Annotated in this window: 19 protein-coding genes and 1 tRNA gene; 5 read left to right on the forward strand and 15 right to left on the reverse strand. The window is 64.0% G+C overall.

What is annotated here, in order from left to right; genetic code table 11:
• Positions 1–55: 55 nt before the first annotated feature.
• The 8 genes from trxA to QNA11_RS15785 all read right to left on the reverse strand — a co-directional run bounded on the left by trxA (position 56) and on the right by QNA11_RS15785 (position 9,914).
• The gene (gene trxA, locus QNA11_RS15750; protein ID WP_202071194.1) at positions 56–376 is read right to left on the reverse strand and encodes a thioredoxin; all 321 of its coding nucleotides are present in this window, start codon (positions 374–376) and stop codon (positions 56–58) included.
• A 559-nt stretch (positions 377–935) separates the two neighbouring features.
• Complete coding sequence (locus QNA11_RS15755) at positions 936–2,471, reverse strand: acyl-CoA carboxylase subunit beta (RefSeq protein ID WP_202071195.1); 1,536 nt, start codon at positions 2,469–2,471, stop codon at positions 936–938.
• Between the two features lie 38 nt (positions 2,472–2,509).
• Positions 2,510–3,187, reverse strand: coding sequence for a COG3904 family protein (locus QNA11_RS15760; protein WP_202071196.1), 678 nt, complete (start codon positions 3,185–3,187; stop codon positions 2,510–2,512).
• 240 nt (positions 3,188–3,427) lie between these two features.
• Positions 3,428–3,503 (reverse strand) — tRNA-Val (locus QNA11_RS15765).
• A gap of 162 nt (positions 3,504–3,665) precedes the next feature.
• A complete protein-coding gene (locus tag QNA11_RS15770) occupies positions 3,666–4,127 on the reverse strand; it encodes an HU family DNA-binding protein (RefSeq protein WP_202071197.1) in 462 nt (153 codons plus the stop codon).
• Positions 4,128–4,394: 267 nt separating this feature from the next.
• The gene (gene lon / locus QNA11_RS15775; RefSeq protein WP_283483756.1) at positions 4,395–6,821 is read right to left on the reverse strand and encodes an endopeptidase La; all 2,427 of its coding nucleotides are present in this window, start codon (positions 6,819–6,821) and stop codon (positions 4,395–4,397) included.
• 297 nt (positions 6,822–7,118) lie between these two features.
• Positions 7,119–8,384 (reverse strand): ATP-dependent Clp protease ATP-binding subunit ClpX, encoded by a 1,266-nt coding sequence (gene clpX / locus QNA11_RS15780; protein ID WP_165052215.1) that lies wholly within the window; start codon positions 8,382–8,384, stop codon positions 7,119–7,121.
• Positions 8,385–8,696: 312 nt separating this feature from the next.
• Positions 8,697–9,914 carry a 6-phosphofructokinase gene (locus QNA11_RS15785; protein WP_283483757.1) on the reverse strand — a complete coding sequence of 406 codons (1,218 nt, stop codon included), beginning with the start codon at positions 9,912–9,914 and terminating at the stop codon, positions 8,697–8,699.
• A 268-nt stretch (positions 9,915–10,182) separates the two neighbouring features.
• Here QNA11_RS15785 and QNA11_RS15790 point away from each other — a divergent pair, with 268 nt between their 5' ends.
• On the forward strand, positions 10,183–11,439 hold the full coding sequence (locus QNA11_RS15790; RefSeq protein ID WP_283483758.1) for a methyltransferase domain-containing protein: 1,257 nt from the start codon (positions 10,183–10,185) through the stop codon (positions 11,437–11,439).
• 490 nt (positions 11,440–11,929) lie between these two features.
• On the opposite strand, the gene secA is transcribed toward QNA11_RS15790, so the two are convergent.
• The 6 genes from secA to QNA11_RS15820 form a co-directional block, all read right to left on the reverse strand.
• Positions 11,930–14,749, reverse strand: coding sequence for a preprotein translocase subunit SecA (gene secA / locus QNA11_RS15795; protein WP_283483759.1), 2,820 nt, complete (start codon positions 14,747–14,749; stop codon positions 11,930–11,932).
• Between the two features lie 537 nt (positions 14,750–15,286).
• Positions 15,287–16,432, reverse strand: a complete 1,146-nt coding sequence (cydB, locus tag QNA11_RS15800; protein ID WP_283483760.1) for a cytochrome d ubiquinol oxidase subunit II — start codon at positions 16,430–16,432, stop codon at positions 15,287–15,289.
• Between the two features lies 1 nt (position 16,433).
• On the reverse strand, positions 16,434–18,041 hold the full coding sequence (locus QNA11_RS15805; protein ID WP_283484229.1) for a cytochrome ubiquinol oxidase subunit I: 1,608 nt from the start codon (positions 18,039–18,041) through the stop codon (positions 16,434–16,436).
• Positions 18,041–18,187 (reverse strand): hypothetical protein, encoded by a 147-nt coding sequence (locus QNA11_RS15810; RefSeq protein ID WP_283483761.1) that lies wholly within the window; start codon positions 18,185–18,187, stop codon positions 18,041–18,043. The genes QNA11_RS15805 and QNA11_RS15810 overlap by 1 nt, the downstream gene beginning before the upstream one ends.
• 298 nt (positions 18,188–18,485) lie before the next feature.
• Positions 18,486–18,905 (reverse strand): DUF2267 domain-containing protein, encoded by a 420-nt coding sequence (locus QNA11_RS15815; RefSeq protein WP_283483762.1) that lies wholly within the window; start codon positions 18,903–18,905, stop codon positions 18,486–18,488.
• A gap of 266 nt (positions 18,906–19,171) precedes the next feature.
• Entirely contained in the window at positions 19,172–20,041 is an 870-nt protein-coding gene (locus tag QNA11_RS15820) for a polysaccharide deacetylase family protein (protein ID WP_283483763.1), read from the reverse strand.
• 114 nt (positions 20,042–20,155) lie between these two features.
• On the opposite strand from QNA11_RS15820, the gene QNA11_RS15825 reads away from it, so the two are divergent.
• The gene (locus QNA11_RS15825) at positions 20,156–20,608 is read left to right on the forward strand and encodes a GNAT family N-acetyltransferase (protein ID WP_283483764.1); all 453 of its coding nucleotides are present in this window, start codon (positions 20,156–20,158) and stop codon (positions 20,606–20,608) included.
• Here the strand turns inward: QNA11_RS15825 and QNA11_RS15830 are convergent.
• Positions 20,554–21,123, reverse strand: coding sequence for a GNAT family N-acetyltransferase (locus QNA11_RS15830; protein WP_283483765.1), 570 nt, complete (start codon positions 21,121–21,123; stop codon positions 20,554–20,556). The two genes, QNA11_RS15825 and QNA11_RS15830, sit on opposite strands and share 55 nt — an antisense overlap.
• 338 nt (positions 21,124–21,461) lie before the next feature.
• Here QNA11_RS15830 and QNA11_RS15835 point away from each other — a divergent pair, with 338 nt between their 5' ends.
• From QNA11_RS15835 to rpmA, 3 genes are all read left to right on the forward strand, one after another.
• The gene (locus tag QNA11_RS15835) at positions 21,462–22,445 is read left to right on the forward strand and encodes a zinc-dependent alcohol dehydrogenase family protein (RefSeq protein WP_349362224.1); all 984 of its coding nucleotides are present in this window, start codon (positions 21,462–21,464) and stop codon (positions 22,443–22,445) included.
• 385 nt (positions 22,446–22,830) lie between these two features.
• On the forward strand, positions 22,831–23,133 hold the full coding sequence (rplU, locus tag QNA11_RS15840; RefSeq protein ID WP_202071209.1) for a 50S ribosomal protein L21: 303 nt from the start codon (positions 22,831–22,833) through the stop codon (positions 23,131–23,133).
• A gap of 164 nt (positions 23,134–23,297) precedes the next feature.
• Positions 23,298–23,564 carry a 50S ribosomal protein L27 gene (gene rpmA / locus QNA11_RS15845; protein WP_202071210.1) on the forward strand — a complete coding sequence of 89 codons (267 nt, stop codon included), beginning with the start codon at positions 23,298–23,300 and terminating at the stop codon, positions 23,562–23,564.
• Positions 23,565–23,714: the final 150 nt, after the last annotated feature.

Genomic DNA, 23,714 nt, shown 5'->3' on the forward strand with positions numbered 1-23,714 from the left:
GCTCGCGGTCCAAGGGGTCCCCGGACCGCGAGCCTTCAGGCTCGCAAAAATCATGTCAGACCGCGCCGCCGATCCAGCGCGCCAGTTCGCCCTTGGGGGCGGCGCCGACTTTCTGCGCGGCGGCCTTGCCGTCCTTGAAGATGATCAGCGTCGGGATCGAGCGGATGCCGAGCTTGCTGGCGACGGCGGGATTCTCGTCGATGTTCAGCTTCACGACCTTGATCTTGCCCTTCATTTCCGCGGCAATCTCTTCGAGCGCGGGGGCGATCATGCGGCAGGGCCCGCACCACTCGGCCCAGAAGTCGACGACGACGGGCTCTGCGGCTTTCAGGACTTCCTGCTCGAAAGTGGCGTCGGTAATTTTTTGCGTGGACATGAGGGGCCTTTCATTTCGGGCCGACGGCGGGAATTTTGTGGTTGGAACGTAGGAAGGGGTTTCTCGCGCGTCAAGCAGCGGTCACGCCGGCGACGGCTTGGCGGTGAGGCTATGGCTTGAGAGGAAATCTCTATAGTGGCCCCTCAAACACAAAGAGCGGGGACGGCTGGGCCGCTCCCCACTCTTTGGCACCCTGTCCTTTAACCGGATTGAACGCCTGGCTCCGAAGTCTTAAGCGCTCCGATAACCGCTCGCAGCGGCTCGTTCTTCGAGCCTAGCGCGAGTCGCGTTCTTTCCGGCGTCCTCCCCGACTTGGACCGTTGCTGGGAAATTGTAGGCTAAACGCTATAAACGCTTAGGCTTACCCAACCAACTTGGCGAGGGGGACACTATGCGAAAATAAAGGGGCTGTCACTCGAAATTGTGCATGCTGACGAAAAATCGAGACGGGCGCCGTGCATTTGAGCATTACTTATCGTCAAGTCGTTTCAAATCGGAACCAAAGAGAAAGGCGCGGCTCGACGCCGCGCCTACTATAGGTTGTAGCTTCGAGAGTGCGTTACAACGGTATGTTGTCGTGCTTCTTCCAGGGGTTCTCCAGCTCCTTGTGACGGAGCAGCGCCAGGGCCCGGCCGATTCGCTTGCGCGTCGAATGGGGCATGATCACCTCGTCGATGTAACCGCGCTCGGCGGCGACGAAGGGCGACAGGAAGCGGTCTTCATATTCCTTGGTGCGCTGGGCAATCTTCTCCGGATCGCCGAGGTCGGCGCGGAAGATGATCTCGACCGCGCCCTTCGCGCCCATGACGGCGATCTGCGCCGAGGGCCAGGCGTAATTGACGTCGCCGCGCAGATGCTTGGAGGACATGACGTCATAGGCGCCGCCAAAGGCCTTGCGCGTGATGACGGTCACTTTCGGCACGGTCGCCTCGGCATAGGCGAAGAGCAGCTTCGCGCCATGCTTGATCAGGCCGCCATATTCCTGCGCCGTGCCGGGCAGGAAGCCCGGAACGTCGACGAAGGTGACGATCGGAATATTGAAGCAGTCGCAGAAGCGCACGAAGCGCGCCGCCTTCTTCGAGGCGTCGATGTCGAGCACGCCGGCGAGCACCATGGGCTGGTTGGCGACAAAGCCCACCGTGCGGCCCTCGACGCGGCCGAAGCCGACGACGATGTTCTTTGCGTGGGCGTCCTGGATCTCGAAGAAGTCGCCTTCGTCGACGACCTTCGAGATCAGCTCTTTGATGTCGTAAGGCTTGTTGGGATTGTCCGGGATCAGCGTGTCGAGCGACGCATCGAGCCGGTCGACCTCGTCGAAGCTCGGCCATTCCGGCGGCGTCTCGGTGTTGTTGGCCGGCAGGAAGTCGATGAGCCGGCGCATCTGCAAAAGCGCCTCGACGTCATTGTCATAGGCGCGGTCGGCGATGGAGCTCTTGGTGGTGTGCACCGAGGCGCCGCCGAGCTCCTCCGCCGTGACGGTCTCATTGGTGACGGTCTTCACCACGTCGGGGCCGGTCACGAACATATAGCTCGTGTCGCGCACCATGAAGATGAAGTCGGTCATCGATGGCGAATAGACGTCGCCGCCGGCGCAGGGGCCCATGATGACGGAAATCTGCGGAATGACGCCAGAGGCGAGCACATTGCGCTGGAAGACCTCGCCATAGCCGCCGAGCGCCGCGACGCCCTCCTGGATGCGCGCGCCGCCGGCGTCGAAAATGCCGATAATGGGCGCGCGGTTCTTCAGCGCCATATCCTGCAGCTTGATGATCTTCTGGGCGTGGGTCTCGGAGAGGGAGCCGCCGAAGACGGTGAAGTCCTTGGCGAAGACGAAGACCGCCCGGCCGTTGACCGTGCCCCAGCCGGTGACGACGCCGTCGCCGGAGGTCTTCTCGCCCTGGTCCATGCCGAAGTCCGTGCAGCGATGCGTCACGAACATGTCGAATTCTTCGAAAGAGCCCTGGTCGAGCAAAAGCTCGATACGCTCGCGCGCCGTCAGCTTGCCGCGCGCATGTTGCGCCTCGATCCGCTTGTGGCCGCCGCCGAGGCGCGCCGAGGCGCGGCGCTGTTCGAGCCCGTCGAGAATATGTTTCATGTCCAGCCCTGTTTCTTTCGTTATCTCTTTTGGCGCTCTTATAGCTTGCGCGATCCCAGACGCCAGCGCGTAATGTCGGAGCCGGACAGCATATACAACTGATCGGGCGAGGTGCGCTCGGCGAGATTGACGAGATCCGGGCTCACGCCCATGCCGCTGGCGTAGCGCGCGAGCATGGCGCGCATGCCCCCGTCGTCGTAATTGCGTTCGCGGACAAAGCCTTCCGAAAAGTCGAAGCTCGTCGAATAGTTGAACATGCGGTGGATGCCGACGCGGCTCTGCGGCGGAATGACCCGCTTCCGGCCCCCCATCAGCGCATAGACGCAGGCCGAATAGCAGCGGCCAGAGACGAGCGCCATGTTCCGGGAGGCCTGTTCGGCCGCCGGGCGCGCCACGATCACGGCCATGCCGAGACGCCGCAGCGCCTGTCCGAGCTCCATGGAGGCGACGACCTTGCCGCCGGGCGAGTCGAGCAGCAGAATGCCGTGCAGATTCCCGCCCCCGACATTCTCGCGCACGAAGCTCAAAAAGGCGTTCGGGGTGCCCTCTCCAATCTCGCCCTGGGCGGCGATAACCTGCGGGCAATTCGCGCCGCAATTGCCGGCGTCGAGGCCGACGACGCGAAAGTTCATTTCCTCGGCGGCGCCGGCCGGGGGAGAGAAGGTCGCCAGCGCAAAGAGGCCGAGGGCGCCGAGCGCCAAAGTCCGCAATTTCATGATCGCCCGCATCACGTGAGTCCTCACCGGCCCCAGCCTAATTCGCAACACGCGAGCGGCAAAGGACTTTCGCACGACGACCGTAAAAAGGTCGGAGGCGCGGGCGCGCCGCCGGCTCGCCCAAGGAATGCGAGTTACGGGGCTGCGCCATTCGCGTCAAGCCATGGAGAGGGTCGCTGACGCGACGCCTCGGGAATGGCGAGCAGCTTGCATATAGAGCGTAAAGTCGGATGCGATTTTTGGTGGGCGGTGAGAGGATCGAACTCCCGACATTCTCGGTGTAAACGAGATGCTCTACCATCTGAGCTAACCGCCCACGCCCGCCTTTTCGAGGCCAGCGGCACGCTTTTAGTGAGGGCGCGAAGCATAGGCAAGCGCCATGCGCCAAAATGCCGAACGGCCGCCGGACGCGCCTCGCGGGCAAAGCGCCGCGCAGGTCGTCCGACGGCCGTGCCCGACCCTCGACGTTCGGAAGTGTTTACTTGGCGTCGTTGAGCGCGGTCTTCAGCGTCGCGCCGGGCTTGAAGCGCGCGCTCTTGGAGGCGGGAATTTCGATCTCCGCGCCGGTCGCCGGATTGCGGCCCGTGCCGGCGGCGCGTTCCTTGACAGAGAAGGTGCCAAAGCCGACCAGGCGGACTTCCTCGCCCTTTTTCAGGGCATCGGTGATGCCGCTGAGGACGGCGTCGATCGCAGCGGCGGCGGCGGCCTTCGAGCACTCGGTCTCGGCCGCGACGTGCTCGACCAGTTCCAATTTGTTCATGGTCATTTCCTTCTCTTGACGCGCTGCGAGGCCGAGGATGTCCGCGCGACGAAGCGGCGGTGTCGAATCGACGGCGCGTAGCGTGGGGGGAGTGTTGGGTTGGAATCGCCCGAAACGCAAGGGATTGGCGGCGCCCGCCCCCCAGAAATCGCGGGAAATCCGGGGAAACAAGCGCTGCATTGCAGAAAAGCTTCGCAATTGTGGCGGTTTTGCGTGGCGCGCGCGGGGGGCTCAAGAAAATGAGGGGTAAAAAAAGAGCCCCATCCGAGGGATGGGGCTTCGTTTGTTGATAAACCTCCGAGGCGGCCTCGTCCTTCGAGACGCGAGCTTTGCTCGCTCCTCAGGATGAGGCCTAAGCGTTCGGGGGGAAGAAGAAGCCCCTCATGCTGAGGAGCCTGCGTAGCAGGCGTCTCGAAGCACGAGGGGCGTTATTGGCAGTCTGCGCGCTCAGTGGGCGCGCACGCCCGCGTCGTCGTCGGCCAGCGCGGCGGCGCGTTTCGAGAGGGCGGCGGTATCCTCTTCCCATTGGATCGGCGTCGGCAGGGAGATGAGGGCGTGCTGGAGCACCTCGTCCATCCGCGCCACCGGCACGATTTCGAGCCCGTTCTTCACCGCGTCCGGAATGTCCGCCAGATCTTTGGCGTTCTCCTCGGGGATCAGCACCTTCTTGATGCCGCCGCGCAGCGCCGCGAGCAGCTTCTCCTTCAGGCCGCCGATCGGCAACACGCGGCCGCGCAGTGTGATCTCGCCGGTCATGGCGATGTCGCGACGCACCGGGATGCTTGTCATGATCGAGACGATGGCGGTCGCCATGGCGACGCCCGCCGAGGGGCCGTCCTTGGGCGTCGCGCCTTCCGGCACGTGCACATGGATGTCGCGGCGGTCGAAGAGCGGCGGCTCGACGCCGAAGTCCACCGCGCGCGAGCGCACATAGGACGCAGCCGCCGAGATCGACTCCTTCATCACGTCGCGCAGATTACCCGTGACGGTCATCTTGCCCTTGCCGGGCATCATGACGCCTTCGATCGTGAGCAGCTCGCCGCCGACCTCCGTCCAGGCGAGACCCGTGACGACGCCCACCTGGTCCTCGAGCTCCGCCTGGCCGTAGCGGAACTTCGGCACGCCGAGATAATTGGAGATGTTCTCGGCGGTGACGACGATCTTGTCGGCCTTCTTGAGCAGGATTTCCTTCACCGCCTTGCGGGCGAGGTTGGAGACTTCGCGCTCGAGATTACGCACGCCCGCCTCGCGGGTGTAGCGGCGGATCAGCTCCATCAGCCCGTCTTCGGTGACCATCCACTCTTCCGGCGCAAGCCCATGCTTATGGACGGCGCTGGGGATGAGATGCTTGCGGGCGATCTCGGCCTTCTCGGCCTCGGTATAGCCCGCGATGCGGATGATCTCCATGCGGTCCATCAGCGGCGCAGGGATGTTCAACGTATTCGCCGTCGTCACGAACATCACATTGGAGAGGTCGTAGTCGACCTCGAGGTAATGGTCGTTGAAGCTCTGGTTCTGCTCGGGGTCGAGCACCTCCAGCAGCGCCGAGGACGGATCGCCGCGGAAATCCATGCCCATCTTGTCGATCTCGTCGAGCAGGAAAAGCGGATTGGAGGACTTGGCCTTGCGCATCGACTGGATGATCTTGCCGGGCATCGAGCCGATATAGGTGCGCCGATGGCCGCGGATCTCGGCCTCGTCGCGCACGCCGCCGAGCGACATGCGGACGAATTCGCGTCCCGTCGCCTTGGCGATCGACTTGCCGAGCGAGGTCTTGCCGACGCCGGGCGGGCCGACGAGGCACAGGATCGGACCCGTCAGCTTATTGGCGCGGCTCTGCACCGCGAGATATTCGAGGATGCGCTCCTTGACCTTTTCCAGGCCGAAATGCTCGGCGTCGAGCACCTCCTGCGCCTGCACGAGATCGCGCTTGACCTTCGAGCGCTTGCCCCACGGGATCGAGAGGATCCAGTCGAGATAATTGCGCACGACGGTGGCTTCGGCCGACATCGGCGACATCTGCCGCAGCTTCTTGAATTCGGCGACGGCCTTGTCGCGCGCCTCCTTCGAGAGCTTGGTGTTCTTGATGCGCTCCTCGAGCTCGGCGAGGTCGTCCTTGCCCTCCTCGTCGCCCAGCTCCTTCTGGATCGCCTTCATCTGCTCGTTGAGATAGTACTCGCGCTGAGTCTTCTCCATCTGGCGCTTGACGCGCGTGCGGATGCGCTTCTCGACCTGAAGGACCGAGATTTCGCTTTCCATCAGCGAGAGGCACTTCTCCAGACGCTTGGCGACGTTGAGCGTCTCCAGCACGTCCTGCTTGTCGGCGATCTTGACCGAGAGATGCGAGGCGACGGTGTCGGCGAGCTTGGAGAAGTCGTCGATCTGCGTGACCGCGCCGACCACCTCGGAGGAGACGCGCTTGTTGAGCTTCACATAGCTCTCGAACTCGGAGATCACCGAGCGGCCGAGCGCCTCGACCTCGACCGGCGAACCGTCGTCGTCGGCGAGCGCCTCGGCGTCCGCCTCGTAGAAGTCGTCGACGCGCGAATAATTGCGCACGGAGGCGCGCGCCACGCCCTCGACCAGGACCTTGACAGTGCCGTCGGGCAGCTTCAGAAGCTGCAGCACGGAAGCAAGCGTGCCGATCGGGTAAATGGCGTCGGTCGCCGGATCATCGTCGCCGGCGTTCTTCTGCGTCGCCAGAAGAATGAGGCGATCGCTTTTCGTCACCTCTTCCAGGGCGCGGATGGATTTCTCACGCGCAACGAAGAGCGGCACGATCATATGCGGGAACACCACAATATCGCGCAGAGGAAGGACGGGATAGCTTTCGACCGCTCCCGGCGTGATGGCGTCGCGCTTTTCGTTGCTCATGATGATTATCCTGCTTTTGTTTGCGCACCCCGCCCGGCGGCAATGCGAAAATTACGAGCGAACTTAGAGTTTGTCTAAACTAGCAAGACTTGGGCCGCAATGCCGGCCGACTTTCTAGTAGGACTTGGCCGCACAAACACTCGCTCTCGCGCCTGCACGCCTAACGAAGCCGCGGCGAAACGCCCGAATAGCCCCGTCAACGCAGAAATGGGAAACGCAAATCGCCGATTCAAGGAGAGGTGAAACGGGGGCCGGGCTCGGGCCCGGCGCGCCCTTTGGCGACAGACGGCGCGCGCTTTAAGCGCTGGCGCCGCTTTTTTCGCTACGCTCTGCGTAGATGTACAGCGGTCTCGCTTTGCCTTCAACGACTTCCGGACCGATCACCACCTGCTCGACGCCCTCCAGACCCGGGAGGTCGAACATGGTGTCGAGCAGAATGCCTTCCATGATGGAGCGCAGACCGCGCGCGCCGGTATGGCGCTCGATCGCCTTGCGGGCGACGGAGGAGAGCGCGTCGTCCTGGAAGGTGAGCTCGACATTCTCCATCTCGAAGAGGCGCTGATACTGCTTGACCAGAGCGTTCTTGGGCTCGGTGAGGATCTTCTTGAGCGCGTCCTCGTCGAGGTCCTCGAGCGTCGCGATGACCGGCAGGCGGCCGACGAACTCGGGGATGAGGCCGAACTTCAGCAGATCCTCGGGCTGCACCTGGCGGAAGATGTCGCCGGTGCGGCGCTCATCGGGCGCCTGGACGCTGGCGCCGAAGCCGATCGACGTGCTCCGGCCGCGCGAGGAAATGATCTTCTCCAGCCCGGCGAAGGCGCCGCCGCAGATGAAGAGGATGTTGGTTGTGTCGACCTGCAGGAACTCCTGCTGCGGATGCTTGCGCCCGCCCTGCGGCGGCACGGAGGCGACGGTGCCTTCCATGATCTTGAGCAGGGCCTGCTGGACGCCCTCGCCCGACACGTCGCGGGTGATCGAGGGGTTGTCGCTCTTGCGGGAGATCTTGTCGATTTCGTCGACATAGACGATGCCGCGCTGGGCGCGCTCGACATTATAGTCGGAGGCCTGCAGCAGCTTCAGGATGATGTTCTCGACGTCCTCGCCGACATAGCCCGCCTCGGTGAGGGTCGTGGCGTCGGCCATGGTGAAGGGCACGTCCAGAATGCGGGCCAGCGTCTGCGCCAGCATCGTCTTGCCGACGCCGGTCGGGCCGATCAGCAGGATGTTGGACTTCGCGAGCTCGACGTCGCCATGCTTCGTGGCGTGGTTCAAGCGCTTGTAATGATTATGGACCGCGACCGACAGCACGCGCTTGGCTTGCGCCTGGCCGATCACATAATCATCGAGGACCTTGCAGATTTCGCGGGGCGTCGGAATGCCGTCGCGCTGCTTCACCAGCGAGGATTTGTTCTCCTCGCGGATGATGTCCATGCAGAGCTCGACGCACTCGTCGCAGATGAAGACAGTAGGGCCGGCGATGAGTTTGCGGACTTCATGCTGGCTCTTGCCGCAAAACGAGCAGTAAAGCGTATTCTTCGAATCGCCGCCGCCGACCTTGCTCATGATGTTCTCCCGATGAACCGATCCATGGCGCGAATCGATCCAAAACACAAATTAGGTACCGGCTCCGGCCTAACAAAAGGTGGAGAGCGCTTGTCGCGCGTCTCTCCCACTCTCGAGGTAGGCCCTCGGCGCAATACTCGCGCCCTCCGAGCCGCGCGGGCCGCTCGCTCCTCCGCGCGGCCCTATTTTATTTGAGGCGCGCCCGGAATTGCAACCTTGCCGCAACTCTGTTGGTTAGCAAGATTCGCGCCCCCGCTGCGCCTACGGTCGCACGGCCGGGGCGACCCCGGCCGCAGCCTGTTAAATCCCCTTTTAGGTCAGTATCTTGGGCACGCGGTTGAGCCGCAGCCGGTAGGCGTCCGGCATGCCGCTGCCGAGCAGGGGCCGCAGATACAGACGGAAAGCGTCGGTCACGTCCGTGCCGCAGGGGCTGATGAACTCATCGGGCATCACTTTTGTTTTTGCGGCGATTTGTTCAAGTGGCGTGAGCTGATAGTCGACCGAATAAAAGCCGGTGCGATGGATTGTCACTGACCCGTCACGATCGCCCCAAATGGCGTATTGGACAGCCTTTTCGCCCACTTCGCGGGCTTCGCGCTGGTCGACGTCCGAGACGCAGCCCACGAAGCTCCTTTGGACATAGCCGAAAGTATCCGCCCGAACGCGCTTATAGCCGAGCCGCTTCTTGACCAGCTCGGTCAGCTCGTCGGCCAGGCCGCCGCCGCCCAGATGGACATTGCCATGGGCGTCGCGCTCCACCTGCTCGGCGAGCTTCTCGGCGATCGGCACATGGTTTTCGTCGCTGACGCCCTCGGAGACGGCCACGACGCAGCGGCCATATTTGTCCATGGTCGCCTTTACGTCGGCCAGGAACTTCTCGATGACGAAGGCGCGCTCGGGAATGTAGATGAGATGCGGGCCGTCATCGGGGAATTTCTTGCCGAGCGCCGAGGCGGCGGTGAGAAAGCCGGCGTGGCGGCCCATGACCACCGCGATATAGACGCCCGGCAGCGCCCAATTGTCGAGATTGGCGCCGGCGAAGGCCTGGGCCACCCAGCGCGCCGCCGAGGGGAAGCCCGGCGTATGGTCGTTGACCATCAGATCATTGTCGATGGTCTTGGGGATATGCATGGCGCGCAGCGGATAGCCTGATTTCTTCGCCTCCTCCGAGACGATGCGGACCGTATCCGAGGAGTCGTTGCCGCCGATGTAGAAGAAGCAGCCGACGCCATGGGCGCGCAGCACCTTGAAGATTTCCTGGCAATACTTCAGGTCCGGCTTGTCGCGGGTGGAGCCGAGCGCCGAAGAAGGCGTATTCGCCACCATCTCGAGATTATGCGTCGTCTCCTGGGTGAGATCGACGAAATCCTCGTTGACGATGCCGCGCACGCCGTGGAAGGCGCCATAGACGCGTTCGACCTCGCGAAATTTGCGCGCTTCCAGCACCGCTCCGACGAGCGACTGGTTGATGACGGCGGTCGGTCCGCCGCCCTGTGCGACGACCACTTTGGAAAAATCGATGGACGACACGCGAGGCTCCTGTCCCAATGCTGCGTTGTTCGCGCCTCCCCGTGAGGGATGGCGACGGCCGGCGATCCGCGAAGCCGGGCGGCGGGAAAGGAGCCCGGCGCGGATTTGAACGCGGAACCTTCCCCAAGAGGAGGGGGCGTCCGCCGCGCGGCGCCAGTCTTATTACCAAAGACGCGTCATTTCTATATAAGCGGCGCCGGGCCGAACCGCCTGCGCCCAGGGCGGCCGGAAGCTTTTGTAGCCCCAGGTCTTTCGTCCGGTGGGATTAATGGATCGCAAAAAGGAACTTCTGAAGCATGTGTCAAAAGAGGCGCGCGGGATCGAGATCGGCCCCTATTTCTCGCCGCTGGCGCCCAAGCGCGAGGGCTACAATTGCCTGTCGCTCGACGTCTTCGACACGGAAGCGATCAAGCATCGGGCGCGGCTAGACGCGAGCCTGCCCGAGGGGGCGGTCGATCTGATCGAACCCGTCGATCTCGTCGGCAGCGCGACCGACATCGACGCGCTGTGCCGCGGCGCCGGCGTCGCCGGCGCGCTGGACTATATTCTCTCGTCTCACAATTTCGAGCATTTCCCCAACCCGATCGCTTTCCTTCAGGCCTGCGGGCGGGTTCTGAAGCCGGGCGGCGCGCTCTCCATGGCGCTCCCGGACAAGCGCGCCTGTTTCGACTTCTACCGCCCGTTGACAGGTCTGGGCGCGATGATCGAGGCCTTTCACGATGGCCGGAGCCGGCCGACCTACCGCCAGATTTTTGAGCAGAACGCCCAGATGGCGCGCTTCGTCGACGGAGAAAGGTCGCTCGTCTGCTTTTTGCTCGATGAAAAGCTCGAGAAGATCGTTCCCGAGCGCCGGCTCCGCGAGGCCTTCGACGCCTGGGAAGGTATGCGGACGGCCAATGATCCGCATTATCACGACGTGCATTGCTGGACCTTCACGCCGGCGAGCTTCCGTCTTTTGCTTTCCGATCTGTTTTTCCTCGGATTATCGCCATTCGTCGTGGAAGCGGCGACCGACACCGGACAATCCGACTTCGTCGCGCATCTGCGGCTTGTCGGCTATACGACCTTCTCGCCGGCCGAGACCGAGGAATACTACGCCGCGCGTGAGGCGCAGTTGCGCGCCATTGTGAGAGAGGATTGGAGCGTCGCGAAAAGCGACTGCCAGCTCGACATTCTGGAGCGCTTTCATAGCAGCCTGACGGGCAGGAACCCTCTTGTCGTTGGCGCGCGCGCGCTGGCGCTGCTGGCGCGCCGGCGGGACCTCTTTCTCGTCAGGCAATATCTCGCGATCAGCCGTTCGATCTTTTTCGATCCGCTGCATTACATCGAGAGCTATGGCGCGGCCCGCGACCCCGCGCTGGATTATCTCCTCGAGGGCGCCGCGCAGGGGCGCGACCCGGGACCCTTTTTTTCGAGCCGCAAATATCTCGCCCGAAATCCCGACGTCGCCGCGGACGGCGTCAACCCCTTGGCGCATTTCGAAATTTTCGGGCGCAAGGAAGACCGCCGGCCGGCGCTGCGCTGAGCGCTTTTACGCACCGCCGTCATTGCGAGGAGGCGGAGCCGACGAAGCAATCCAGGGCCGCATCGCCGCCCTGGATTGCTTCGCTTCGCTCGCAATGACGGGCGCTGGGCAAAAACTAGCGCTCTTGTCTGGATTCGAATGGCAATCCGAGCTGTTCAAACGGAAACGGTATAAAAGGCCCCTCGCGCAAGGCGCGGAGGGGCAAGTTTTCCCAGAGGTAAAGCTAATAGATCAGGAATTCACGTTGCGGCTGGTGCGGGCGATATAGATGCCGCCGCCGATAACGATCAGGAGCATCGCCGCGGGGATAATGAAACCGTCCATTTTCTGCCTCCATAGGTGAGCGGACGCTCGAAGAGGTAGCGGTTTCCGTGAAAGCTTTTGCGACGACTGGGCGACGCTGAGATGAAGGTCGCGGCCTAATTGGACCGCGCGCCTTCAGGCGCGCAGTTCCAGCGCGGGCCCGAAGGCCCGCGGTCCAAGGTGGCCCTTAAACCAACTGCCCGTGGCAGTGCTTGTATTTCTTGCCGGAGCCGCAGGGGCATTGCTCGTTGCGGCCGACCTTGCCCCAGCTCGTGGGGTCGGAGGGGTCGCGCGCCGCCGCGGGCTCCGCCGCCTGTGACGAGAAATCCATGGCGGCGAGGCGGGCGTTCAAATCCTCCAGCGCCGTCTGCTCGACGCTGACCCCGGCCGAGAGCGCCACCGGATTGGGGTGCGACATCTCCATCGGCGGCAGCTCCGGCGGCGCGGAAGGCGGCGCCTCGAAGCTCACCTCGACGCGCATCAGTTGCGCGGTGACGGTCTCGTCCCAGCGGCTCATCAGGCTGCGGAAAAGATCCAACGCCTCGGACTTATATTCGTTGAGCGGATCGCGCTGCGCCATGCCGCGCCAGCCGATCACCTGCCGCAAATGGTCGAGCGCGATAAGATGCTCGCGCCACAGCGTATCGAGCGATTGCAGCACGACCTGCTTCTCGATCATGCGCATCAGCGGCGCCGTGCTGCGTTCGACGCGCTCCTCATAGGCCTTGTCGGCCGCCTCCAGCAGGCGCTCCTTGAGCTCCTCGTCGGCAATGCCTTCTTCCTTCGCCCAATCCGCGACCGGCGCGTCGATATTGAGCTTGGCGTGAACGTCCTCGGCAAGGCCCGCGACATCCCAGGCCTCGGCATAGGCGTCCGACGGAATATGCGTCGAGACCAGCGTGTCGACGACTTCGGCGCGCATGTCGGAGACCTGCTCCTCGACGCTCTCCTCCCCCATGATCTCGCGCCGGCGCTCGAAGATGACCTTGCGCTGGTCGTTCATGACGTTGTCGAACTTGAGGATATTCTTGCGGATGTCGAAGTTGCGGGCTTCGACCTTATGCTGCGCCTTCTCGATCGCCTTGTTGATCCAGGGATGGACGATCGCTTCGCCCTCCTGCAGGCCGAGCTTCACAAGCATCGAATCCATGCGCTCGGAGCCGAAGATGCGCATGAGATCGTCCTGCAGCGACAGGAAGAACTTGGAGCGGCCCGGATCGCCCTGGCGGCCCGAGCGGCCGCGGAGCTGATTATCGATGCGGCGGCTCTCGTGGCGCTCTGTGCCGATGATGTAGAGGCCGCCGGCGGCGAGCGCCTGCTCCTTGAAGCGGGCGACCTCCTCGCGGATTTCGGCTTCCTTGGCCGCGCGCACATCGCCCTCCAGCTCGGCGCATTCATGCGCCACGCGCATATCGACGTTGCCGCCGAGCTGAATGTCGGTGCCGCGGCCGGCCATGTTGGTGGCGATGGTGATCGCGCCCGGCACGCCCGCTTCCGCGACGATATAGGCTTCCTGCTCGTGGAAGCGCGCGTTGAGGACGGCGAGCATTTTCGAGGGCTGGCCGGCGCGCGCCGACTCATAGAGCTTCGACAATCCCTTCGGATCGGCGAAGTCGATCATCTTGTAGCCCTGCTGGATCAGGAAGTCCGCGAGCTGCTCCGACTTTTCGATCGAGGTCGTGCCGACGAGCAGCGGCTGCATCCGCGCATTCGCGTCCTTGACCTCTTCGAGGATGGCGTTGAGCTTTTCTTTCGCCGTGCGATAGACCTCGTCGTCATCGTCGCGGCGCTGGACCGGACGGTTGGTCGGGATTTCGACGACGTCGAGCTTGTAGATCTCGGCGAATTCGTTCGCTTCCGTCGACGCCGTGCCGGTCATGCCGCCGAGCTTCTCGTAGAGACGGAAATAGTTCTGGAAGGTGATCGACGCGAGCGTGACGTTCTCGGGCTGAACCTGCACGCGCTCCTTGGCTTCCAGCGCCTGATGCAGGCCTTCCGAATAGCGGCGGCCCGGCATCATGCGGCCGGTGAATTCGTCGATGATGACCACCTCGCCCTTGCGGACGATATAGTCTTTATCCTTCTGGAAGAGCTTATGGGCGCGCAGCGCCTGATTGATGTGATGGACGAGCGTGACGTTGTGCGCTTCGTAGAGCGCGCCTTCGGTCAGCGCGCCGACTTCCGCCAGCAGCTCTTCCATATGCTCATTGCCGGCGTCGGTGAGATGCACCGTGCGCTGCTTCTCGTCGAGCTCATAGTCCTCCGCCGCGAGCTTCGGCATGAGGCGGTCGATGGTGTTGTAGAGGTCGGACTTGTCGTCGACGGCGCCGGAGATGATCAGCGGCGTGCGCGCTTCGTCGATGAGAATGGAGTCCACCTCGTCGACGATCGCAAAATGATGTCCGCGCTGCACCATCTGCGCGAACTCATATTTCATATTGTCGCGCAGATAGTCGAAGCCGAATTCGTTATTGGTGCCATAGGTGATGTCGCAGGCGTAGGCGGCGGCGCGCTCGTCGTCGGGGAGGTCGTGGATCACGCAGCCGACGCTCATGCCCAGGAAGCGATAGATGCGGCCCATCCACTCGCTGTCGCGCTTGGCGAGATAGTCGTTCACCGTGACGACATGCACGCCCTTGCCGGCGAGCGCGTTGAGATAGACGGCGAGCGTCGCGACGAGGGTCTTGCCTTCGCCGGTGCGCATCTCCGAGATGGCGCCTTCGTGCAGCACCATGCCGCCGATGAGCTGCACGTCGAAATGGCGCTGGCCGAGCGTGCGCTTGGCCGCCTCGCGGACGGTGGCGAAGGCGGGAACGAGCAGGCTGTCGAGCGCGGCGCCGGCGGCGATCTGCTCGCGGAAGGCGACTGTCCGGGCGCGCAGCTCCTCGTCCGAAAGGGCGGCGAGCTGGGGCTCCAGCGCATTGATCGCATTGACTTTCGGCGTGTAGGTCTTGAGACGGCGGTCGTTGGCCGTGCCGAAAATCTTCTTGGCGAGGGCGCCGAGCATTCCCACGAACCTTTCTGTGGCGCGCCGCCGCTCTACGCTTGCGCCGATTGTCGGCGGGCGGGGCGCAGCACGCAAATGTCTTGGAAAAGCAACCGCTTGCGACAGCGACCGGCACACCGGACGTCAGGGTCGACGCGGCATTTCCGCCGGAGAGATAAGAGGGTGGGGGACCCTTGTCAATGTAAGGGGTAGCGGCGCATTTTGCGGCGGTCGAGCAAATCGCGGCCGGCGTCGTTAGCCGCAAATACCGCCCCTTTCTCCTGCCCGACCCCGCTCACGCGGCGCTCGCCCTCGTCATGGCCGGGCTTGTCCCGGCCATCCACGCCGTGCAAACGCAGCTAATGCTGGGCATCATCCGGATCGGAACGTTTCGTTGGCGCGAGAAGCGGGACTTCGGAGCTTCCAAAGCCCTGCATGAACCTTATCCATAGCGATAACGCGTCTCGTTGGGCTGTGCCCCTCGGCGTGGGTGGCCGGGACAAGCCCGGCCATGACGGCCGCAGAGATGCGTGACTCTGCGCTGAAGTGTCCTTGCTCTCAATAAGCATGCCCGCCCGGCTCGAAAATATGAGACGGCACCTTTCCGCGCAGCACGCGATAGACCCACGCCGTATAAGCGAGAACGATCGGCAGGAAGACCACGACGGCGATGAGCATGACATACAATGTCAGATGGCTCGACGAGGCGTCCCAGGCGGTGAGGCTCGCATTCGGCTCGCTGGACGAGGGCATGATGAAGGGAAACATGGCGAGGCCCGGCGTCGCCACGATGCCCACGACAGAAGCGGCGCTCATGACGAAGGCGGCGACCTCTCGGCGCAAGGCGAACATCATCGCCGCCAGCAAGGCGCCGACGAGACCCAGGAGCGGCGCCGCCGGCGACCACGGCAAACGCTCATAGTTGCGCATCCAGGCGCCCGTGGCGACCTCGACGGTCTTGCGTAAGGGGTTGGACGGCGCATTGGCGGCGATCTGGCTCGTGATCGCATAGCCGTCCAGCAACGAATAGGCGTAAACGCCGCCGAGCGCGAACAGCGCAAGAGTCGCGATGCTCGCGATCATGCCGGCCCGACGCGCCCGGCCGGCGATCGGCTCGATCGTCTTTGCCTGAACATAGGCCGCCCCATGCATGACCAGCATGGCGACGCTCACGAGTCCGCACAGCAGCGCGAAGGGATTGAGGAGCTGGAAGAAGCCCCCCGTGTAGACCGCGCGCAGCTCCGCATCGAAGCGAAACGGCACGCCCTGCAGAAGATTGCCGAAGGCGACGCCGAAGATCAGCGCGGGGGCGAGGCCGCCGAAGAACAGCGCCCAATCCCACACCGAGCGCCACAGCGCGTTGTCGACCTTGCCACGGAATTTGAACGCCACAGGCCGCAGGATCAGCGCCAGCAAGGTGACGAACATTGCGACATAAAAGCCGGAGAAAGAAGCGGCGTAGACCGGCGGCCAGGCGGCGAAGGACGCGCCGCCGCCGAGAATGAACCAAACCTGATTGCCCTCCCACACCGGGCCGATGGAGTTGATTAGAATGCGCCGCTCCATGTCGCTGCGCCCGAGAAACGGCAGCAGGATCGCGGTCCCAAGATCGAATCCGTCGAACACAGCGAAGCCGATCAGCAATATGCCGAGCAGCGCCCACCAGATGACGCGCAGCGTGTCGTAGTCGATCGGGACATGCATCTCAGCCCCCAGGGGTGGAAGGCGTTATCCCGCGCGCAACGTCGTCGAGGGCGACGCCGCCGGGCGGCGCCTGCCGGGTCGCGAGGTCGGGGATCTCCCAGGTCTCGGCCGGCCCGAGCCGCACATATTTCGCCATCAGGAAGATGTCGACGACGAGCAGGGCGGAGTAGAAGATGAAAAAGCCGACGAGGCTCAACCATACGTTGGCCGCTGGGATCGGCGAGGCCGCGAGAAAGGTCGGCAGCACGCCTTCGATGATCCAGGGCTGGCGCCCATATTCGGCGACGATCCAGCCGAGCTCCGCCGCGATCCATGGCAAGGGCAGGGACCAGAAGGCGAGGCGCAGCAGCCAACGTCGTCGCTCGAAGGCGCGCCGCGACGAGACGTAGAACATCACGGCGAAGAGCGCGATGAAATAGAAGCCGAGCGCCACCATCACGCGGAAGGACCAGAAGATGACGGGCACATTGGGGATCGTGTCCCAGGCCGCCCGCTCGATCTGCTCCGGCGTCGCCTTTGCGGGATCGTCCGTATAGCGGCGCAGCAGCAAGGCGTAACCGAGATCGCCTTGCCGCTCCTCGATCGTCTTGCGCATATCCGACGACGGCTCGGCGCTGGTGAGGCTGCGCATCGCGCCGTAAGCCTCGACGCCGCGGCCGATGCGCGTCTTGGCCGCGTCCACCAGCTCGTAAATGCCGGGGATGACCGTCGTCAGCGATCGCGTCGCGATCAGCCCGAGCATCCACGGCGCCTGGATGGCGTAGCGCGTCTCGCGCCGCTCTGGATCGGGAATGCCGAAAATCGTGAAAGCGGCGGGCGGCGGCTCGGCGCGCCACAGGCCCTCCATCGCCGCGAGCTTTACCTTTTGATTTTCGGTCGTGACGTAACCGCTCTCATCGCCGAGGACGACGATCGACAGGGCGGAGGCGAGCCCGAAAGAGGCGGCGACAGTCATCGAGCGTCGCGCGAAAGCGCGATGGCGCCCGTGCAGCAAATACCACGCGCCGATGGCGAGAACGAAAATCGCGCCCGTGACATAGCCGGCGGCCACCGTATGCACGAATTTCGATTGCGCCACCGGATTGAACAGCACCGCCATGAAGTCGGTGACTTCCATTCGGATCGTGTCGGGATTGAAACGGCTGCCGACCGGATTTTGCATCCAGGCGTTGGCGACGAGAATCCACAGCGCGGAGAAATTGGAGCCGAGCGCCACGCACCAGGTGACGGCGAGATGGCCGGGCTTGCTGAGGCGGTCCCAGCCGAAGAAAAACAGGCCGATGAAGGTCGCCTCGAGAAAGAAGGCCATCAGCCCTTCGATGGCGAGCGGCGCGCCGAAAACATCGCCGACATATTGGGAGTAATAGGACCAGTTCGTGCCGAACTGGAACTCCATCGTGATGCCCGTCGCGACGCCCATCGCGAAATTGATGCCGAATAAAATGCCCCAGAAGATCGTCATGTCGCGCCAGACGCGCAGGCCGGTCATGACATAGACGCTCTCCATGATGGCGAGCAGCACCGAGAGCCCGAGCGTCAAGGGAACGAAGAGAAAATGATAAAGCGCGGTGAGGGCGAATTGCAGGCGTGAAAGCTCGGCGACGTCCATCACGGCGCCCCGAAAAGCCACGCCGCCGCGCGCGGCACGGAAGGCGTGGAGGCAAAAAACGCCAGATACAGAAAGGCGAGGGCCAATCCCTTCGCAATCAGGACCGCGCCGATCTCTCTGGCAAAGCTTTGGTCTTGCGCACGCATGAAACGCTCTCCCAAAGCGAACAAACGCCCGGGCGGGAGGCTTGTTCCTAGAGAGGCGAAGAGACGGCTATCGCTTTCATACAAGATCCGCTTGATTGGGCCGGTGTCATTCCCGACGCTCGCAAAGCGAGCGATCGGGAATCCAGAGCAAAACCAGCGCTTTTGTGGCTCTGGATTCCCGGTCGGACCTTCGGCCCACCGGGAAAGACACGGCCCCATGCGAGCCGTTCAAACGGAAATGCTATCGGACTACGACAAAGGGCGCTGGCGCCGCGTCGGGCAAGCTTCTTTCAGCTTGCTAGACGCGCCAAAATTCCGCCGCGCCGTCCGGCAGTGACGCCAGAACCCGTTCGAACTCGGCCGCATCGACATGTTTGCGCAAGGCGGCGGCGACATCGCCGATACAGGACGAAGGGGCGAAATTGTGATCGCGGCGTAACGCCTGGGCCTCCTGGGCCATCGACGCAAGATCGCCAAAGGGCGCCCGAATCTCGTCGGTGTCCCAGTCGGAGACGAAGATCGCCCTCAGGATTGGCGGCAGCACGCCCGCGAAACGGATCGCGTCGGAGACAGAGAGACGACGGCGAAACACTTGGAGCACGCCCTCGACCATCGTGTAGGTCTGATTGCGGGTCGCAAGACCTGAGATGTCGCGCGCATTCGCAAGAAACGTCTCGAATCGTTCCGAGGCATGCTGGACATCCATGGGTATCGGCATCAAGCGCGTCCTCTTGTTCGGTTCGCTGAACTGGCGCCCCTCGTCATGGCCGGGCTTGTCCCGGCCATCCACGCCGAGCAATAAGTAGCTAATGCTGGGCTTGCGTTGGCGAGAGGAACAAACCTCGCCCTCCATGAACTTTATCCATAGCAATAATGCGTCTTCGGCTGTACCCCTGGGCGTGGATGGCCGGGACAAGCCCGGCCATGACGGCCCCCCGACTCTCTTAGCATTCTGAGGAGGGCGCGGCGCTGTCAACGCTGGAACTACGGCGCCTCGTTGATCGCCCGAAACGGCTTTGGCATCCGCCCGCTCTTCAAGAGCCGCGAAAAAATCTGCAACCCGCCCGGCTCATTGCCGTTGGGATGCACCAGCACGATGGAGCCCGGCTTCGGCGGCGGGCCGAGCGCGAGCCAGCTATCCGCCCCCAGCGCCACGAGATGGCGCTCCTTCAATCTCTCCAGCAGGGCGCCGTCGGACACGAGGCCGGGAAAACGAAAGAAGACCGACGGCGTCTCGCCATGGGCGATGAGGATTTTCTCGGTTTCGAAAATCTCGCGGTCGAGGTCCACGCCGGGCCGCAGCAGATAGTTCTGCGCATCCCTCAGCCCCGGAATATAGGGGTGCGAATAAGAGTGATCGGCCCAGCTAATGTCGAGCGCCCCCGAGCGCGCCTTCTCCTGCAACCAGGCGAAATCCTCGCCATGTTGCGTGATCCAGGCGCCGGAGACCGAGAGGGTCAGCGGCGTTCCCGGCCCCTGCGCGGCGACTTCCTCGATGAAGCCGCGGTCGAGCGGCTTGTGGCTCGGGCAGAGATCGCCGGTGATGTAAGCGCCCGCGCCCTTGCCATGGATGAGCCCGGCGTTGACCAGAGCCGGCGGCCGGTCGGGGTCTTGCGGCGGACGTAGGGCCTGCAGGAAGCGGGTTTCCGCCTGTTCGGCGTCGCGCGTCTCCTCGCAGCGCCAGCAGGCGGCGCGCTCCAGCGTTGTTTTCAGCGACTGCGGATCGACCGTCAGCAGCAGCTTCTCGCCGTCGATCCGAAAGCGGCGCGTGGCGAGGCGCGTTTCGCCGTCCTTCATGCAGCTCTCGAAGATCGCCTCAAAGCCCTGCACGCGCGCGCCGGTCGCGCCGGCCAAGGGAGCGATCGCCGCCGGGCCACAATCACCTGCCGCCCATGCCGTTGCGGCGGCCAAGAGGCTTGCGCAAAATAGAAGGGCGGAGAGAGCGGTTTTCATAAGCGCGGTGTCAGAATGCCTGAGTTCGATAAGCTGAGCCTCGTCGTCGAGGCGGCGGAGTCGGCCGAAGTCGCCGCCAATCTCGGCGCTGAGATCGCCGCGCGTTTCGGCCCGCGCGAGGAGGCGCCGCTTTCCCTCGCCCTCCGCGACGCGGGAGGCGCGCTTCAAGGCGGGCTCAACGGCGTCATCCATTGGCGCTGGCTTTATATAAGACATCTCTGGGTGGCGCCCGAGTGGCGCAGCCAGGGATTTGCGAAAAGCCTCATCGCCGCAGCGGAGCGCGAGGCGCGCGCCCGCGGCGCCATCGGCGCCTATATCGACACCTTCGATCCGGCGGTCGCGGGGTTTTACGAGCGACTGGGTTATCTTCGTTGCGGGGAAATCGCCGACTTCCCGCCGGGCGCTCAGCGGATTTACTTGAGCAAGGGATTCGCGGGCGAGAAGAAATCGTCTTTGGAAATCTCGTAAATCACATGAACGACGGGAACGCCGCTCGGCAGGGCGACCGTCTCCATCCGCTCGCTCAACCGTCCGCCGATTTTCTCCATGGCGCGGCGCGACCGGGCGTTGCTCTCGCCAACCCTGAAATAGACAGTGTCGACGAAACGGAAGGCGTGACGCAGCATGAGGGTCTTCACCTCGGCGTTATAGGCGCCGCCCCAAAAAGCGCGGGCGAGAAAAGACCAGCCGATCTCGGCTCTCCGGGCTCCCGGCTCCGGGACGTTGTAGCGCGAGGACCCGATGATCCGCCCCGTCGCCTTGTCGATCACGACCAGGGCGCCGCCGGAGGCGATGGACTCATCGAACAGCTTTCGGAAAACGGGCTCCTGATAGCGGTCGGACGCCGGATGCTGCGCCCAAAGCTGCGGGTCGGAGGCCACGGCGTAGAGCGCGTCGAAATCGGCGCGATCGAGCGGCCGCAGCCGCACGCGCGCGCCTTCGAGGCTGGGCTGCTTGTCGAATTCTTGGGCTTGCTGCTTCACGCGTCCGCCGCTTTTGCCGTGTTGAAGCCCGAGGTCTAGCCGCCGGCTCCCTGGCAAGCAAGAGGGCGGGCGATCGGGGAAATTTCCTCGTCCTTCACACGCCGCCCACCTTCCCCCGCGTCATGGCCGGGCTCGTCCCCCCGATGCGGCAGCGCTGGGTGGGATGATGCTCGCGTCGCAAGCGAATTCCGACATAGATTGGAAGTAGCCGGAAGCCTGCGTATCTTCGTCCATAGCAGCGGGTGCGCCCCTCGGCGTGGGTGGCCGGGACAAGCCCGGCCATGACGGGCCCCGGCGTCCGGACCAAGGAAGTGGGGAGGGGAGCAATGACCGAAACCATGAAAGCCATGGTCCTGCGGCGCTCCAACACGCCGCTTGTGATGGAAGAGCGTCCGCTGCCCGCGCCCGGCCCCGGCGAGCTGCGCCTGCGCGTCGAGGCCTGCGGCGTGTGCCGCACCGATCTCCATGTGGTCGACGGCGAGCTGCCCGATCCTAAGCTCCCCATCGTCCCTGGCCATGAAATCGTCGGCCGCGTCGAGGCCATGGGGCGCGGCGTCTCGGGCTTTGCGATCGGCCAGCGCGTCGGCGCGCCCTGGCTCGGCCACACATGCGGCCATTGCCCTTATTGCGTGACCATGCGCGAAAATCTTTGCGATGACCCGCTGTTTACCGGCTATACGCGCGATGGCGGCTACGCCACCCACGCCATCGCCGACGCCTCCTTCTGTTTCGCTCTGCCCGAGACGGGCGACGCCGCGACTTTGGCGCCGCTGCTCTGCGCGGGGCTCATCGGCTGGCGAACCCTCAAAATGGCGGGGCCGGCTGAGACGATCGGCGTCTACGGCTTCGGCGCCGCCGCCCATATCATCGCCCAGGTCGCGATCCTGCAGGGCAAGCGCGTGCATGCTTTCGTGCGTCCCGGCGACGATGCGGCGGCGCAATTTGCGCTCTCGCTCGGCGCGGCGAGCGCGCAAGGGTCCGATGCGCCCACGCCCGAGCCGCTCGACGCCGCGCTGATCTTCGCGCCCGTCGGCGGGCTGGTTCCCCGCGCGCTCGGGAGCGTGAAGAAGGGCGGCGCCGTCGTTTGCGGCGGCATCCATATGAGCGATATTCCGAGCTTTCCCTATGCGTTGCTCTGGGGCGAGCGCCGGCTGCAATCGGTCGCCAATCTCACGCGCGAGGATGCCCGGGAGTTTCTATCGCTCGCGCCGACCCTGCCGCTGAAGCTGCATGCGACGCCTTATCCGCTCGCGCAGGCGAATGACGCGTTAAGCGATCTGCGCGACGGGCGCTTGCAGGGAGCGGCGGTGCTGATTCCGTGAAGCCGATCCGCCCGGGGCGCAGGGCTCTGAATTCGCGTTAACAAACCCTACGCAGCCGCGTCATGCCCGCGCTTGTCGCGGGCATCCACGCCGAGACATTACGACACGCAAGGAGAAGAAGAAGCGGCATTGCTCCCGCTCATGTTCTCAGCTTTGCGCGTCGGCGCGGCGTGGATGGCCGCGACAAGCGCGGCCATGACGCTGGAACACGCGGGATTTCCTTGACAGGCGCCCCACCGGCACGTTAGGGAACCCAATGCTTCGTCGCGGCGGCTTCGCCGCGTTTTTCGTTTTCGGAAACGAAGCGCAACCGGTCCTACTGCAAAAAGCCGGTCCGCAGGCCTAATCGCCATGCGAGAGCCGGGCTCGAACACAGGAAAAAACGATGTTCGCAGTCATCAGAACCGGCGGCAAGCAATATAGCGTGTCCGCTGGCGATATTATCACGGTCATGGCGCTCGATGGCGCGCCGGGCGACAAGGTCACCTTCGACGAGGTGCTGATGATCGGGGGCGACGCCCCCAAGGTCGGCGCCCCCACGATTGCAGGCGCGAGCGTCGCCGGCGAGATCGTCGAGCAGGCCCGCAGCCCCAAGTCGATCGCCTTCAAGAAGCGCCGGCGCCAGAACTCCAAGCGCAAGCGTGGCCATCGCCAGGATTTGACGCTGGTCAAGATCCTTTCGATCTAGCGCACGCGCCGCTCGCATGGCATCATGCGGGCGACTAGAGATCGCGCCGGGTCGAACTCTGGAGCGCATGCGACCGCAAAGCGATTTTGCGGGCTGCGCTTCGCGACAACGGCATTCACAGGCGGCCCTGACGCCGCCACACAGGAACAAGTCGGAGCAGGACTATGGCTCATAAGAAAGCGGGCGGCTCGTCGCGCAACGGCCGCGACTCGGACGGCCGGCGCCTCGGCGTCAAGAAATTCGGCGGCGAATCGGTGCTCGCCGGCAATATCATCATTCGCCAGCGCGGCACGAAATGGCATCCCGGCCGCAACATTGGCATGGGCAAGGATCATACGCTCTTTGCGCTCGTCAACGGCGTCGTGGAGTTCAAATCCACCCGCGGCCGCGCCAGCGTATCGGTGGTGCCGGCCGTTGAGGCCGCAGAGTAAGGCGGACGGATCGTCAAGCGACCCGCCGCCGGTCTTTCCCCGGCGGACAGGTCGTCTCGACCCGGTAGGGAGCAAAGCTCCCGAGCGAAATGTCCGGAAAAAGGCCCAAAGGGCCTCTAGGGGGAAGCGGCCGACGCTTTCCCCTTGTTC

This window comes from Methylocystis sp. JR02 (assembly GCF_030063565.1).
In the GTDB taxonomy this organism is placed as follows: Bacteria; Pseudomonadota; Alphaproteobacteria; order Rhizobiales; family Beijerinckiaceae; genus Methylocystis; species Methylocystis iwaonis.

Bases quoted from the DNA above. Each gene is read 5' to 3' on its own strand.
- trxA (WP_202071194.1), bottom strand. From the start codon at position 376: ATGTCCACGCAAAAAATTACCGACGCCACTTTCGAGCAGGAAGTCCTG.
- QNA11_RS15755 (WP_202071195.1), bottom strand. From the start codon at position 2,471: ATGAAACATATTCTCGACGGGCTCGAACAGCGCCGCGCCTCGGCGCGC.
- QNA11_RS15760 (WP_202071196.1), bottom strand. From the start codon at position 3,187: ATGAAATTGCGGACTTTGGCGCTCGGCGCCCTCGGCCTCTTTGCGCTG.
- QNA11_RS15770 (WP_202071197.1), bottom strand. From the start codon at position 4,127: ATGCAGCGCTTGTTTCCCCGGATTTCCCGCGATTTCTGGGGGGCGGGC.
- lon (WP_283483756.1), bottom strand. From the start codon at position 6,821: ATGAGCAACGAAAAGCGCGACGCCATCACGCCGGGAGCGGTCGAAAGC.
- clpX (WP_165052215.1), bottom strand. From the start codon at position 8,384: ATGAGCAAGGTCGGCGGCGGCGATTCGAAGAATACGCTTTACTGCTCG.
- QNA11_RS15790 (WP_283483758.1), top strand. From the start codon at position 10,183: ATGGATCGCAAAAAGGAACTTCTGAAGCATGTGTCAAAAGAGGCGCGC.
- secA (WP_283483759.1), bottom strand. From the start codon at position 14,749: ATGCTCGGCGCCCTCGCCAAGAAGATTTTCGGCACGGCCAACGACCGC.
- cydB (WP_283483760.1), bottom strand. From the start codon at position 16,432: ATGCATGTCCCGATCGACTACGACACGCTGCGCGTCATCTGGTGGGCG.
- QNA11_RS15805 (WP_283484229.1), bottom strand. From the start codon at position 18,041: ATGGACGTCGCCGAGCTTTCACGCCTGCAATTCGCCCTCACCGCGCTT.
- QNA11_RS15810 (WP_283483761.1), bottom strand. From the start codon at position 18,187: ATGCGTGCGCAAGACCAAAGCTTTGCCAGAGAGATCGGCGCGGTCCTG.
- QNA11_RS15815 (WP_283483762.1), bottom strand. From the start codon at position 18,905: ATGCCGATACCCATGGATGTCCAGCATGCCTCGGAACGATTCGAGACG.
- QNA11_RS15825 (WP_283483764.1), top strand. From the start codon at position 20,156: ATGCCTGAGTTCGATAAGCTGAGCCTCGTCGTCGAGGCGGCGGAGTCG.
- QNA11_RS15835 (WP_349362224.1), top strand. From the start codon at position 21,462: ATGAAAGCCATGGTCCTGCGGCGCTCCAACACGCCGCTTGTGATGGAA.
- rplU (WP_202071209.1), top strand. From the start codon at position 22,831: ATGTTCGCAGTCATCAGAACCGGCGGCAAGCAATATAGCGTGTCCGCT.
- rpmA (WP_202071210.1), top strand. From the start codon at position 23,298: ATGGCTCATAAGAAAGCGGGCGGCTCGTCGCGCAACGGCCGCGACTCG.